We start from the raw sequence: 14,532 nt of genomic DNA on the forward strand, positions 1-14,532 counted from the left end.
TATCCCTCCTTATTGTTTTAGTGATTGTTGCAATTCGTACAAAAGATTCATTGCTTCCATTGGTGTCATCGATACGATATTTACTTTTTCTAATCGTTTTAAAACTTCTTGCTCATGAGATTTCAGCGATTTCTTTTCTTGTTTAGGCTCTACATCTTCTTCAAACAATGATAGTTGATGAACCTCTTCCTCAATTTGAGGGGCTGAGTTGTCTATTTGTTGTGATTCAAATTGCTCAAGCAAAATTCTTGCCCTTTCAATAATCTTCTCCGGCATATTTGCTAGTTTCGCCACATGAACACCGTAACTTTTATCTGCTGCTCCTTTTTTCACTTTATGCAAGAACACCACATTGCCATTTTTCTCAACCGCACTCACATGAACATTTTGAAGTCGTTCAAGTACCTCTTCTAAAGCAGTTAGTTCATGATAATGTGTGGAAAAAAGCGTATTTGCACCGATGTGGTCGTGGATATATTCCATCATGGCTTGAGCAAGGGCCATCCCATCATAGGTTGATGTACCTCGTCCAATTTCATCAAATAATAACAAACTTTTTTCCGTTGCATTCGTAATGGCATGCTGACTTTCCAGCATTTCCACCATGAAAGTGGATTGGCCAGAAACTAAGTCGTCAGCGGCTCCTATTCTAGTAAAAATTTGATCGGTAATCGGTAATTCCGCTTCATCACATGGTACATAACAACCCATTTGCGCCAATATGACAATCAACGCTACTTGACGCATATATGTACTTTTCCCAGACATATTCGGTCCGGTAATCAGCATCATATTTTTTTCTTCTGTTAACACGCAATCATTTGGTACATAGCCTTGTTTATTTAACATTTTTTCAACAACCGGGTGTCTTCCGCCAATGATTTTTAAGCCTTTGCCTTCATGGAAAGTCGGCTTTGTAAATTGGTATTTTTCAGAAACAACTGCAAAGCTTACGTACACGTCCAATTCGCTAATAATTGAAGCGAGTTGTTGTACACGGGGAATATATGCTTTTAACTGTTCTCTTAATTCAACGAATAGTTCGTACTCAAGAGCTAAGCTTTGTTCTTCCGCATTCAAGATTTGGGTCTCTTTTTCTTTTAATTCTTCCGTAATAAAGCGCTCTGCATTGGCTAGTGTTTGTTTTCGATGATAGCGAGATAAATCTACATTCGATAAGTTCGATTTTGTTACTTCAATGTAGTAACCAAAAATTCGGTTAAAGCCAATTTTTAAATTTTTGATACCTGTTAGCTCCCTTTCTTTTTGCTCAAGCTGAGCAATCCAATCCTTCCCGTTTCGGGCAATATAGCGCAATTCATCTAGTTTTTGATTGTAGCCTTCTCGGATTACATCTCCCTCTTTAATGGCAACTGGCGGATGATCCGTAATAGCTCTTGAAAGCAATTGCTCAATATCCTCACAAGCGTCCATTTTACTCGCAAGGTTTATTAACGTTTCTTTATTGCTTTCGAGAAGTTTTTCTTTAATGGTTGGGACTTGTCTTAATGATTCACGAAGTTGCGCTAAATCTCGACCACCTACATTGCCAAATGCAACTCGTCCTGAAAGGCGCTCCAAATCATAGACGCTTTTTAGCAGTTCCCTTAATTCATCACGCAAGAAAAATTCATCCAGTAAATCGGTCACAGTGTTTAGTCTTTCTTCTATTTGTGCTCGGTTCGCGAGAGGTTGGTGGAGCCATTGTTTTAACTTTCTTCCGCCCATTGCCGTTACCGTCTCGTCTAAAAGCCAAAGCAAAGTTCCCTTTTGATCCTTTCCACGAATGGATTGCAGGAGTTCTAAGTTGCGTTTTGAATTGGCATCGATTTGTAAATATTGTTTCGTTTCGGTATATGTAAAAGGTTGAATGTGAGATAAGGAGCGCATTTGTGTACGTTCAATATATTGAAGTAAATATTTAGCCACACCGAAACACTTTTTCGGGAGATGAAGTAAATAGTTGTTAGCTTTTTCATCGTGCATCTCTTCATTTTCAATAGATAAAACAATGCCGAGATGTGCCGCTTGTTCTTGTAAGAGAATTTTTAATTCATCTGTCACTACAAGTTCTCGAATATTATAGGCTTGTAATTGTTGAAAAAGCCCCTTTACGCCGCCTTCAATGATGAAAGACTTCGCTTCCCCAGTGGAAACATCCAAATAGGCAAATGCAAATTCATGATCACTAATTCGCTCAGCACATCCGATGAAAATGTTTGATTTATTGTCAATTGTTTTTCCTTCAATCATCGTACCTGGTGTAATGAGTTGAATGACTTCACGCTTCACTACACCTTTTGCTTGTTTTGGGTCTTCCACTTGTTCGCAAATGGCTACTTTATAACCCTTTGATACTAATGTTTCAATATAGCTTTGGGCGGAGTGATATGGTACACCGCACATCGGTACTCGTTCATCTCCACCCGCATCACGTCCTGTTAAAGTGATTTCAAGTATTTGAGACGCTTTCAATGCATCTTCAAAAAACAATTCGTAAAAGTCACCTAATCTAAAAAAGAGAAAAGCATCTTCGTAATCTGCTTTAATGGATAAATATTGTTGCATCATTGGTGTATATGTAGTCATGTTATTACCTCACTTAAAATTCTCTAAGCTATTATAACATGACGAAAATTATAGCGATAACCAAGAAAACATGCTTTTTAATATTAGGAGCACCATCTTATTATTCTATTGATGGTGCTCTCAATGGAGATTATTGAAATGAAGAGGAGTCTTCACTGCTGCTTGATTTTTTATAATCGAAATCTGAAGAACTTGAAGAGGAAGAGGAGCTTGATGATTCATCATCATCGTCATCAAAATTCCATTCTTCTTCAAATTCAATTGGATGAACTGATACTACCACTTTTGTTTCACCGATTACTTCCACTAAGAATTCGCGTTCAATCACAATGTTGAAGCTATCGCCTTGTTGGTTAATCACCGCTTCAATGCAGTTTGGTTGTTGTAATACTTTTACATGGACTTCATTTGAATCGATGATTTCTTCATCGCGATAATGTAATTTTATTTTGTCTTTATAAGGAATTGTTTCTGTATAAACAGCAGTTTTTGAATGGTTATGATATGCATACCACACATTCACATCGAATTTACCAGAAACTTCTACATATTTACCCACTTTTTTCGCAGAATAGTGGTGGTTGATTACCCAACAACCTAATATGCTTGTTGGCGTGTTAGGTGGACGCATCACTTCACTGGATTCCGTACGTTTTTTCCCTTTCGCCACAACCGCTTTTGTCACGATTTGACGCAAACGTTTCAAACAATTTCCTCCTTTACATCTAGTCGAACTATTGTATGCGGCGAATGCCTAATTGGTGAAATATGATCTTTGTTTTTAAAGAAATTTGTTAAATCCTGTCGATTAAAGCAATAATGAGTTGAACTAGTGCATTTGCCTAACAAACATATAGTATTAAAGGCGGTTAAGAAGTGTTCCAGTTTGCGTAAAAAATTCAAAAGAAAAAGGCTACTGGAAAATCAAACATTCGATTTTCCTTGTAGCCTTTTATTAAGAGCAACTTCCAGGACTCGTATTTTGCACTTTTGATCCCGTTTCACCAGTAAGTAAATTGCCGCCAGTTGATTCAATAATATCGTTTGTAACAGTTGTCGCAATCGCGTTGGAAACTAATTGCAACAGTATATTAACTTCCATTTGAGATTGTTTAAACTGCTGAACAACTGGTAATTCATCGATTTCTTTTTCTATTTCCTCGATTTTTTTCTCAACAAGTTTCAGCGCTTTTTCTTTCCCTAAATGTTGGAAGTTTACAGCTTGTTTTTGAAGTGATTTTAAACTTGCAATTTTTTCACGCACAAATTGATTTTCATTAATTTGAGCTTCTGCTTTTTTGAAAAATTCTACTTCTTCAGTTTGGGCAATCATGTGAGCGATTTCTTTCGCTTTTTCAACAATTTCATCTTTTGTATATAATTTAGTCGCCATTAGATTTCCACCTCTTGTCGTTTTACCACTTCTACGAATTCACCGCGAAGAGAGTAAGAACTTGCTTTCGTGATTTTCACTTTTACTAACTGACCAATTAATTCTTTCGGGCCAACAAAGTTTACTAATTTATTTCTTCTTGTATAACCAGCTAATACATCACTGCGTTTTTTACTTTCGCCTTCAACTAACACTTCAACAATTTGATTTTCATATTTTTTCAATGCAGCTTTTGAGAATTCTTCTACAACGGCATTGAGGCGGTATAAGCGATCTTTTTTCACTTCCATTGGTACGTTGTCTTTCATTTTTGCAGCTGGCGTACCTTCACGTGGAGAATAAATGTAAGTAAATGCTGATTCAAATCCAACTTCACGATATAAATCAAGCGTTTCTTGGAATTGTTCTTCCGTTTCGTTCGGATATCCAACGATGATGTCAGTTGTCAATGCCACATTCGGAATAGCTGCTTTAATTTTTCGAACAAGTTCTAAGAATTGTTCTCTCGTATATTTACGAGCCATAATTTTTAAGATTTCATTTGAACCAGATTGAACTGGCAAGTGAATGTGTTCAACTAAGTTTCCGCCTTTTGCTAACACTTCAATCAAGTGATCGTCAAAATCGCGAGGATGGCTCGTTGTGAAACGAATGCGTGGAATATCAATTTTACGCAGCTCATCCATTAAATCGCCAAGTCGATAGTTGATATCTGTGAAATCTTTACCGTAAGCATTTACGTTTTGTCCAAGAAGCATAATTTCTTTGTATCCTTGAGCTGCAAGTTCTCTTACTTCTTGAATGATTTCTTCCGGTCTGCGGCTGCGCTCTTTTCCTCGAGTATAAGGAACGATACAGTATGTGCAGAATTTATCGCATCCGTACATGATGTTTACCCAAGCTTTAATAGAGCCTTGTCGGGCTTTTGGAAGGTTCTCGATTACGTCCCCTTCTTTTGACCAAACTTCAACGACCATTTCTTTAGACATGTACGCTTCTTTTAAGATATATGGTAAACGGTGTATATTATGCGTACCAAATACCATGTCAACATGTTGGTATTTCGTTAAAATTTTATTGACAACCGATTCTTCTTGGGACATACATCCGCACACCCCAAGCAACATATCAGGATTTTCTCGTTTGTATTTTGCAAGAAGGCCTAGTTCACCAAATACTTTATTCTCTGCATTTTCACGGATGGCACATGTATTTAAAAGTACGACATTTGCATCTTCTACTGAATCAGTAGGTTCATATCCTAGTTGCATGAAAATGCCGGCCATTACTTCTGAATCGTGTTCATTCATTTGACAACCGTATGTGCGAATATAGAATTTACGGCCGTCTCCCATTCCTCGAAACTCTTCAGGAATTTTAAAATCTTTATGATATTTCACTTCTTCTTTTCCGCGTTTTTTCGCTTCTTTTAAAGAAGGAGCAGTGATTACTCGTTCAAAATATTTGCTATAATCTTTTTCTGTTTTTTGAGGTTTTGGCTGTGCTGCCTGACTATTTGCTAAACGTTGTTCTTCGTTCATTGATTATGAATGACTCCTTTCTAATGGATTCATAGAGGAATCCCATTTTTATATTATAACGAATAGTCCATTGAAAGAACAATATCATTAATAGAAATATGCCCTTTCCGACACATTAATTGTAGTTGTTTAATGTTCAGAAAGAAATTGTTCATATTGTTCATAATCATTTTCTTTTAGAATAGCTAAAAAAGTAAAACATAATTGAACGATAGAGTACCAATTCATTTCATATTGTTGCTCGAATTTGTGCTTTGGTAACGTTAGCACATCTTTAAATATTTTTGATGGTTTAATCTGTTTTTCTTCTAAATAAGCTATAAAGGCTAGAAACAGCTTATGATCATTGACAGCAATCGTTTTTTCACGTACTAGCTTATCAATTTGCCCACGATTTTTAAATGAATTTGCTTTACTAAACAATTTTATAATTTGTTCTTCTTGTTTTTTCTTTTTGATGGAGATGAAATCAATGACATTGTTCAATGATATGACCTCGTTTTGCATTCGATTTATGTTGTTACTTATTCCATATTACATTGTTCGGATGATTATTTCGAATGAAAAATATAGTTGTTGGGAATTGTGGGGGGGTGGCGCTGGTTTTGTGGGGATATCGATGGGGTTTGTGAACTTATCGCTGGAATTTGTGGCAATTTCGATGGGGTTTGTGAACTTATCGATGAACTTAGTGACGATTTCGATGGGGTGTAAACATATCGCTGGAATTTGTGGCAATTTCGATGGGGTTTGTGGACTTATCGCTGAACTTTGTGACGATTTCGATGGGGTGTAAACATATCGCTGGAATTTGTGGCAATTTCGATGGGATTTGTGAACTTATCGCTGAACTTTGTGACGATTTCGATTGGATTGGCAACAGACAATATCGTTCTCTCCAGAAATATTGCCCTCTTTTGTGATAATATTGCCCTACTTTGTGAAGTTATTGACCCACTTTGTGATAATATTGCCCTCTCCAGAAGTTTTTGCCCCCTTTTGTGACAATATTGCTCTACTTTGTGAAGTTATTACCCCACTTTGTGAAAACATTGCCCTCTCCAGAAGTTTTTGCCCTCTTTTGTGACAATATTGCCCTACTTTGTGAAGTTATTGCCCTCACTTTGTGAAAATATTGCCTCACCTGGGGTTTTTATCCTACTTTGTGAAAATAAAGGTCCCGCCGCCCCTCACTCAACCATAAAAAAAAGCCCCTTACGACCAAATCGATCGTAAGAGGGAGAGGGACAGGTTTTGGGATTATTACTATATTCATTCCCAAAAATGAAAGACATTAAACCGTGAATCTATGAAGGGCGTTTCGTAAAGCATTTATATTTTTCGTAATCTTTTGTATCTCTGTATATATTTCTTGTGTCGCATTTAATTGTTCCCTAGTAGAAGCGGATACTTTTTGAATACGCTCATTATTTTTTTGTGTCACTTCACTTAATTTCACTGAACGACTAGCCACTTCTTGTGTGTTTTCAGTAATCGTAAGTATCGTATTTGACACTTCATTTATTTGTGGTTCTACTTCATTCACGCCATCCACTATTTGTTGGAATTTATTAACGGTTTCGTTTGTCGTTATTATACCTGTTTGAACAGATTCAATGGCTTTATCCATATAATAAATCGATTCTTTCGTATCCTTTTGAATTTTTTCGATGATTTCTCGAATCGTTTTCGTTGATTGCACTGATTGTTCTGCTAATTTGCGAACTTCTCCGGCAACGACACTAAAGCCTTTACCATATTCTCCTGCCCGTGCCGCCTCAATTGCCGCATTTAATGCTAATAAATTCGTCTCTTCTGCAATCGAATTAATAATTTGGTTCACTTGTTCAATTTCTTCGGAGTGTTTCGCCAATATTTGCATTTTATCATTTGTTTGTTTTACAACTTTTTCGATTTCTTCCATCTTTTCAATATTGGATGAAACATATTCTGAACCTTCATTGGCATTTGATACCGTTTGTTCAATGTTATTTGAAATAAACTGAATCTTATTTGCGATTAATTGGACACCGCTTGTAATTTCTTGTATCGCTGCAGTTATTGACAATAATTCCTCGGCAGACTTTTCCGTTGCTCTTGTTAAATCTTCTGCATCACTAGAAATATGTATAGATGCTTCAGTTGTTCGTTCTGAAGATTTTTGTAATTGAACATTGGCTTCTTGGACGGAAAGCGCACTATTTTTCACAAGTTTTAACAACTCTTTTACATCCGTCGCCATTTGGTTATAGCTTAGCATGACTTCGCCCAATTCATCTTTCGAGTCATAATTAGCTTGTTTTGTAAAATCACCTTGTTGCGCAAGTTTTAACAGTGTTTTTAGTTGCCTTGTCGGAATATTTACTGCCCTTGAAGCAACAATACTAAAGTAAATAACAAAGGTTACCATGATGATGGAAAGCCCAATAATTAATTTATATCCAAAGGAAACATCCTTTTTATAATTTTCAAGCTGTTCTTCCGCTTGATCAGATATGTATAATTTCATTTCATCGGTAATGGCTAAAAACTCCTCTTCCGATCCATTTCCAAGTAACTTCTTTAATTCGTTTATCCAATAATCCATTTTCGAATCAAACTTATATGCTGTTAAATGGTTGTACTGTTCTTCGACTTGCTGGTTATTTCCCAGAGATACTGCATTTTCAAATTCGTAAACCGTATTAATTGCGAGTAACCGTTGCTCATACATTAATACTGTATTATTTTCCATTTTTCTCAAATAATCGATACTAAAAATCGCTAAAATAATATTGGAAAGAATACAAACAAACATTAAAACTATCAATCGGTCTTTCACTTTAATATAGCGTGACAAACGCAATGCAACCGACTCCTCTATAATATATTTGTAATTATGAGGATAAGTTAAGAATATTTAGCACATATGACCTTTATGTAAATTAATTGTTAATGTATGTAAAAATTGGTTAATATAAAAAGCATCACCCATTCTCGGATGATGCCCTGTTTTTACATAAATTCTTTTACTAATTCGTTAAATTGATCTTCATCAATTTTTAAATCCATATCCACTAGCGGCTTTTCTGCAAAACCTTCTAATTGTTGTTCATAAGGTACGGATTTAGTATCTTGATAAACGATACCTGTAACAAGTCCATCTTTTTCCATTACTGTTTGCATCGCCAATTCACGATTTTGAGGGTCGTAATGTTCCATATCGCTTAATTTCGTTAGATGTTCTTTAAACCATTCATACGTGTTCACTTTATTGTAAGTCACACATGGGCTAAATACGTTAATAAAGGAAAATCCTTTATGTTGAATACCTGCTTCAATTAAAGCAGTTAGTTCTTTAATATCAGATGAAAATCCTTGAGCAACAAATGTTGCACCTGCTGATAGAGCAAGTTCCAATGGCTTAATCGATGGCTCAATTGAACCATTTGGTGTTGATTTTGTTACGAATCCGTAAGCAGAACGTGGAGAAGTTTGACCTTTTGTTAAACCGTAAATTTGGTTATCCATTACGATGTAAGTAATATTGATGTTACGGCGAATGGCGTGAACCGTATGAGCCATCCCAATCGCATAACCGTCACCATCTCCGCCAGTAGCAATGACATGTAAATTACGATTGGCAATTTTTAGACCTTGAGCGATTGGCAATGCACGGCCATGTGTACCGTGAAAACCATAGGAATTGATATATCCACTAATGCGTCCTGAACAGCCGATACCGGAAATGATTGCAAGTTCATGTGGTTCGATACCGACATTGGCAGCTGCCCGTTGAATCGCTGCTTGCACAGAAAAATCTCCGCATCCAGGACACCAGTTAGGTTTTACGTTGTTACGAAAATCTTTAAATGTTGCCATTAGTCAAGCAACTCCTTTACACGAGTTTTTAATTCACGAGGCAAGAATGGAGTGCCGTCATATTTCGTGATACTAAATGTTTTGTTATGTCCACCAATATTCATTTTCATAATATTAGCCAATTGACCTGTCGCATTATTTTCCACCACAATAATTTTTTTCGCACGGTCTGCATAAGGTCTTAATTCATTGGCTGGGAATGGATGAATTAAGCGGACATGAACGTGGTTCGCTTTAATGCCTTCTTGCTCCAATAATGGGCGAATTTCTTCAATCGCACCTCGAGTTGAGTTAAAACCAACGATTAAAACATCAGCTTCCTCATGAGGCGCATCGACATAAATTGGATCTTTGAAGTTTAAATAATTTAATTTACGTAAACGCTTGTCCATTTGATTTCTACGGTTTCCTGGTGCTTCTGCCGGTTTACCAGTTTCATCGTGCTCGTTTCCTGTTACTTTATGAATGCCGTGTAGTTGGCCTGGAAGAACACGAGTTGAAATTCCGTCTTCCGTTACTTCATATCGTTTGAAATCTTCTTTCGGATCTTTTTCTGGCAATTCATCAAGGTTCAATTTACCACGGCGAATTTCAATTTTTGAATAATCAAATGGATCAGCAGTTTGTTTACCAAGAGCCAATTGTAAATCCGTCATCACAATGACTGGTAGTTGCAATTCTTCAGCAATGTTAAATGCTTGGATTGTATCGTAAAAGGCTTCTTCTAGTGTTGAAGGAGCAATTACTACTTTTGGAATTTCTCCGTGTGTACCGTAAAGCATCGCCATTAAATCAGATTGTTCTTGTTTTGTTGGAAGCCCTGTTGATGGACCGCCCCGCTGTGTGTCGATGATTACAAGCGGCTGTTCAGTCATACCAGATAAACCGATGGATTCCATCATTAAGGATAAACCAGGACCTGCTGATGCAGTAAAGGCACGTACTCCGCCAAAGTTCGCACCGATTGCCATCGTACAAGCGGCAATTTCATCTTCTGTTTGAATAACCGTACCACCAAATTTAGGAAGTTTTTTAATTAAATATTCCATGATTTCAGAGGCCGGTGTGATTGGATATGCAGCCATAAATCGAGAACCAGCAGCAATCGCACCTAGCGCAACCGCATCATTACCAATCATGAACATGCGTCGTTTGCCATCTGCTGGTTCTAATTCCCATTTACCAACTTTATCGCCAATGAGTTCGCAAGTTGCATCATAACCTCGTTGAATGGCTTCCATATTCTTTTTTACTACTTCTTCACCTTTGCGGCCAAAAATTTCATCGACAACTGCTTGGAAGCTTTCAATTGGCAAGTTTAATAAAGCCGCAGTTGAGCCAATTGCTACCATGTTCTTCATTAACGATGTGCCAAGCTCAGTAGCAATTTCTGTAAACGGAACAGAAAAGAGTGGCGCTTTTGAGTCTTCAGGATTTACCGGCTCAAATTTACTATCAGCCAAAATGATGCCGTTTTCTGTTAATTCTTTATAATTGACCTCTATAGTTTCTTGGTCAAATGCCACTAAAATATCTAAATCGTCCGCAATTGCACGAACTGGTGTTGGGCGAACAGTAATTTTATTATTTGTATGACCTCCCTTAATGCGAGAGGAGAAATGACGGTAGCCATATAGATGATAGCCTAAACGATTCATTGCCATTGAGAAAATTTCACCAGTACTCTCAATACCTTCACCTTGTTGCCCACCGACTTTCCATGAAAGCTGATGTAACATTCTAACATCTCCTTAAAAAACTTTTAATTACATACTTTTTTCTTATTTAAATATAACATGAATCGATTTTCTTGAAATACGAAAAACGGTTAAATATTTCAATTTCAGACCTTAGACGGAAAAGTTCGTTCAAAAGTTTGTAAAGGTTACAACACTTATTTTTCCCTGCTATGTATTTTCTAAAAGAACTTTTCTTACATAGGAGAATCTTGTTATTTCGATCATTATTGATCATTTCAAGAGAATTCCACAAAAAAATGGTGGAGAATTTACTCTCCACCCTCCGTAAATTTTGGAAGAAGTACTTCCTTTCGCCACTTTGAATGATTTATCGCTGGCGTTTCTCAACTACAAGTTTTAGTGCAGTACGATCTTCTCCACCAATTTGAATGTCTGCAAATGCTGGAGAACAGATTAAATCTGTCCCGCTTGGTGCTACAAAACCACGGGCAATGGCTACTGCTTTTACCGCTTGGTTCAGAGCACCCGCACCTACAGCTTGCATTTCTGCATATCCTTGCTCTCGAATTACCGCAACGAGCGCACCTGCTACAGAATTAGGATTTGAGCGAGACGATACTTTCAATGAATCCACATTTATTCCTCCCCATATTTGCTTTTTTATTGATTTTGAATGAAGCTTTTTTGTTGGCATTCATTCAAAGGACTTGAACTTATGTCCGTAGCACATTTTATGCAGCAAATTAGAAAAATAGAATCATTTTGGAAGGGAATCATGCAAAATCTTGGGAATTATCCTTGGAAAGGATAATCGTCATTAATGTAAATTCTTTCACAAAAAGTGGCTTTGCCCGTTTCGTTATCAATATCAACGAAAAAGCCGCTGAATACGTCTCTTCCCGATTTTGGCACTTCAAATCGAGAAGGCATATTCGTTTGGAATTTGTAAATGACGCTTTCTTTTTTCATGCCTAAAATTTCATCGTATGGTCCAGTCATCCCTACATCAGTTATATATGCTGTACCACCTGGAAATATTCTTGCATCTGCTGTTTGAACATGTGTATGTGTTCCAACGACTGCAGAAACCCGTCCATCCAAATGCCAACCAAATGCAATTTTTTCGCTCGTTGCTTCACCATGGAAATCAACAAATACTAAAGGAGAAATTTTTCTTGCTTCTTCAACTAATTCATCCGCCATACGAAACGGATCTTCATGGGGAGGTAAAAATACGCGGCCATGTAAATTGATGACCGTTAAAATATGTCCATTTTTCGAGATTCGGACAACGCCTTTACCAGGTGCCTCTTTAGAAAAGTTTGCAGGTCGAATTAAATATTGAGCCTCGTCAATAAACTCAAAAATTTCTTTATTGTCCCAAGTGTGATTACCCATCGTAATCACATCAATGCCCATTTGCAACAATTGTTGATAAATTTTTTGCGTGATTCCTCGACCCGCTGCTGCATTTTCTCCATTTGCAATAACTACATCGGGTTCATATTTTTTCTTTAATCGTGGTAAATATTTTTCGACCGCCTCTCGACCGATTGATCCGACGATATCACCTATAAATAGTACTTTCAAGCTGAATAACCCACTTTCTATAAATCAAACCTACTCAATTTTATCATCTTACAAGTATGAATGCTATTTTATTTATAAACTTGTGCCATGAAAATAATCTTCACATTTTATTTTTTTAAAATGAAACATTGCCAAGAAATTATTCTTCATAATTATAAGAAAACCCCTTTTGATTAAAAAATCAAAAGAGGCTATTAAAATATTTTATTATTTCGCATATTCAACTGCACGAGTTTCACGGATGACTGTCACTTTGATGTGACCAGGATAATTGAGTTCTTCCTCAATTTGTTTTCGAATATCCCGCGCAAGTCGATGTGCTTGTAAGTCATCAATTTTTTCAGGTTGCACAATGATTCGGATTTCACGGCCTGCTTGGATTGCGTAGGATTTTTCTACCCCTTCATAGGATTCTGAAATTTCCTCCAATTTTTCCAATCGGCGGATGTAGTTTTCGAGTGTTTCACTACGAGCACCAGGACGGGCAGCTGAAAGAGCATCTGCTGCAGCTACAATCACTGCAATAACGCTTGTAGGTTCCACATCGCCATGGTGAGAAGCTATACTGTTGATGACAACAGGGTGTTCCTTATACTTCGTAGCAAGTTCAACACCGATTTCCACGTGGCTTCCTTCTACTTCATGGTCAATTGCTTTACCAATATCATGAAGTAATCCTGCCCGTTTCGCGAGCGCTACGTCTTCACCTAATTCAGCAGCCATGAGTCCTGCCAAATGGGCAACCTCAATGGAATGTTTCAATACATTTTGGCCATAGCTTGTCCGATATTTCATGCGGCCTAAAATTTTAATTAAGTCTGGATGTAAATTATGAACGCCGACTTCAAACGTAGTATGTTCTCCCGTTTCACGAATATGTTCGTCCATTTCTCGGCGTGATTTTTCAACCATTTCTTCAATTCGAGCTGGATGAATTCGTCCATCTTGCACGAGTTTCTCTAATGCAAGACGAGCAGTTTCACGACGGATTGGGTCAAAACCAGATAAAATAACCGCTTCTGGAGTATCATCAATAATTAAATCGATACCAGTAAGCGTTTCAAGGGTACGAATATTACGTCCTTCACGACCGATAATTCGGCCTTTCATTTCGTCATTCGGCAAGTTTACAACCGACACTGTTGTTTCTGCCACATGGTCAGCAGCATATCGTTGCAGAGCCAACGATAAAATTTCTTTTGCTTTTTTGTCAGACTCTTCTTTAGCACGCGTTTCAGCTTCTTTAATCATCATAGCGATATCCGTTGAAAGTTCTTGTTCAACTTGTTTTAAAATGATATCTCTCGCTTCTTCTTTCGTTAAAGAAGCAATGCGTTCTAATTCTGACTGTTGTTGTTCTACTAGCTCTTCCACTTTACTTTCCATCTGTTCAATATGCTGTTGTCTTTCGGCTAGAGCCTCTTCTTTTCTCTCTAGACTTGCTTCTCTCTTATTTAGAGCATCATCCTTACGATCGAGATTTTCTTCTTTTTGCAATAACCGGTTTTCTTGTCTCTGAAGCTCAGCGCGTCGTTCGCGGATTTCTTTCTCAGCCTCAGTTCGAAGTTTGTGAGTTTCATCTTTCGCTTCCAATAGTGCTTCTTTCTTTAGCGCTTCCGCTTCTCGCTTAGCTTCATCTATGATGAGCAAGCTCTGTTGTTTCGCACCATTCACTTTCGATTCATTCACTTTTTTCATATAGAAATAGATAACAGCGGCACCGACGATGAGTCCAAGCAAAGCGGAGATCATGTATTCCATACGAACACCTCCTCTTGCTATAATCACATGCATTTTCAGTCGGCTCATATATTGACAATTTTTCTCAACATATTGCCTATTTCATTTTATCATTAAA

The 14,532-nt window shown here is 37.3% G+C and carries 12 protein-coding genes; 1 reads left to right on the plus strand and 11 read right to left on the minus strand.

The genetic code is table 11. The features are described from left to right. Nucleotides 1-9 precede the first annotated feature (9 nt). From mutS to NSU17_RS02550, 5 genes are all read right to left on the minus strand, one after another. Entirely contained in the window at nucleotides 10-2,589 is a 2,580-nt protein-coding gene (gene mutS, locus NSU17_RS02530) for a DNA mismatch repair protein MutS (RefSeq protein ID WP_340435953.1), read from the minus strand. Between the two features lie 130 nt (nucleotides 2,590-2,719). Further along, nucleotides 2,720-3,295 (minus strand): outer spore coat protein CotE, encoded by a 576-nt coding sequence (cotE, locus tag NSU17_RS02535; RefSeq protein ID WP_340435951.1) that lies wholly within the window; start codon nucleotides 3,293-3,295, stop codon nucleotides 2,720-2,722. A 249-nt stretch (nucleotides 3,296-3,544) separates the two neighbouring features. Then, entirely contained in the window at nucleotides 3,545-3,982 is a 438-nt protein-coding gene (locus NSU17_RS02540) for a RicAFT regulatory complex protein RicA family protein (protein WP_016836836.1), read from the minus strand. Next, nucleotides 3,982-5,523 (minus strand): tRNA (N6-isopentenyl adenosine(37)-C2)-methylthiotransferase MiaB, encoded by a 1,542-nt coding sequence (miaB, locus tag NSU17_RS02545; RefSeq protein WP_016836835.1) that lies wholly within the window; start codon nucleotides 5,521-5,523, stop codon nucleotides 3,982-3,984. The genes NSU17_RS02540 and miaB overlap by 1 nt, the downstream gene beginning before the upstream one ends. Before the next feature lie 129 nt (nucleotides 5,524-5,652). Further along, nucleotides 5,653-6,009: a hypothetical protein gene (locus NSU17_RS02550; protein ID WP_340704210.1), complete on the minus strand. Its 357-nt coding sequence runs from the start codon at nucleotides 6,007-6,009 to the stop codon at nucleotides 5,653-5,655. Between the two features lie 133 nt (nucleotides 6,010-6,142). Between NSU17_RS02550 and NSU17_RS02555 the strand changes: the two genes are divergently transcribed. Further along, the gene (locus NSU17_RS02555) at nucleotides 6,143-6,319 is read left to right on the plus strand and encodes a hypothetical protein (RefSeq protein ID WP_340435946.1); all 177 of its coding nucleotides are present in this window, start codon (nucleotides 6,143-6,145) and stop codon (nucleotides 6,317-6,319) included. 498 nt (nucleotides 6,320-6,817) lie between these two features. Here the strand turns inward: NSU17_RS02555 and NSU17_RS02560 are convergent, their stop codons facing one another. The 6 genes from NSU17_RS02560 to rny form a co-directional block, all read right to left on the minus strand. Next, nucleotides 6,818-8,368 (minus strand): methyl-accepting chemotaxis protein, encoded by a 1,551-nt coding sequence (locus NSU17_RS02560; protein WP_340435944.1) that lies wholly within the window; start codon nucleotides 8,366-8,368, stop codon nucleotides 6,818-6,820. Nucleotides 8,369-8,517: 149 nt separating this feature from the next. Continuing rightward, the gene (locus NSU17_RS02565; protein WP_096550713.1) at nucleotides 8,518-9,384 is read right to left on the minus strand and encodes a 2-oxoacid:ferredoxin oxidoreductase subunit beta; all 867 of its coding nucleotides are present in this window, start codon (nucleotides 9,382-9,384) and stop codon (nucleotides 8,518-8,520) included. Beyond that, nucleotides 9,384-11,123, minus strand: a complete 1,740-nt coding sequence (locus tag NSU17_RS02570) for a 2-oxoacid:acceptor oxidoreductase subunit alpha (RefSeq protein ID WP_096550712.1) — start codon at nucleotides 11,121-11,123, stop codon at nucleotides 9,384-9,386. The genes NSU17_RS02565 and NSU17_RS02570 overlap by 1 nt, the downstream gene beginning before the upstream one ends. A gap of 328 nt (nucleotides 11,124-11,451) precedes the next feature. Next, nucleotides 11,452-11,718 carry a stage V sporulation protein S gene (locus tag NSU17_RS02575; protein ID WP_016836831.1) on the minus strand — a complete coding sequence of 89 codons (267 nt, stop codon included), beginning with the start codon at nucleotides 11,716-11,718 and terminating at the stop codon, nucleotides 11,452-11,454. 158 nt (nucleotides 11,719-11,876) lie between these two features. Further along, nucleotides 11,877-12,674 carry a TIGR00282 family metallophosphoesterase gene (locus tag NSU17_RS02580; protein ID WP_340704211.1) on the minus strand — a complete coding sequence of 266 codons (798 nt, stop codon included), beginning with the start codon at nucleotides 12,672-12,674 and terminating at the stop codon, nucleotides 11,877-11,879. A 207-nt stretch (nucleotides 12,675-12,881) separates the two neighbouring features. Continuing rightward, entirely contained in the window at nucleotides 12,882-14,435 is a 1,554-nt protein-coding gene (gene rny / locus NSU17_RS02585; protein ID WP_016836829.1) for a ribonuclease Y, read from the minus strand. Nucleotides 14,436-14,532 lie beyond the last annotated feature (97 nt).

The sequence above is a fragment of the Ureibacillus sp. FSL K6-2830 genome, from assembly GCF_038004145.1.
GTDB classification, from domain to species: Bacteria; Bacillota; Bacilli; order Bacillales_A; family Planococcaceae; genus Ureibacillus; species Ureibacillus thermosphaericus.

Bases quoted from the DNA above. Each gene is read 5' to 3' on its own strand.
- mutS (WP_340435953.1), bottom strand. From the start codon at position 2,589: ATGACTACATATACACCAATGATGCAACAATATTTATCCATTAAAGCA.
- NSU17_RS02540 (WP_016836836.1), bottom strand. From the start codon at position 3,982: ATGGCGACTAAATTATATACAAAAGATGAAATTGTTGAAAAAGCGAAA.
- miaB (WP_016836835.1), bottom strand. From the start codon at position 5,523: ATGAACGAAGAACAACGTTTAGCAAATAGTCAGGCAGCACAGCCAAAA.
- NSU17_RS02555 (WP_340435946.1), top strand. From the start codon at position 6,143: ATGGGGTTTGTGAACTTATCGCTGGAATTTGTGGCAATTTCGATGGGG.
- NSU17_RS02565 (WP_096550713.1), bottom strand. From the start codon at position 9,384: ATGGCAACATTTAAAGATTTTCGTAACAACGTAAAACCTAACTGGTGT.
- NSU17_RS02570 (WP_096550712.1), bottom strand. From the start codon at position 11,123: ATGTTACATCAGCTTTCATGGAAAGTCGGTGGGCAACAAGGTGAAGGT.
- rny (WP_016836829.1), bottom strand. From the start codon at position 14,435: ATGGAATACATGATCTCCGCTTTGCTTGGACTCATCGTCGGTGCCGCT.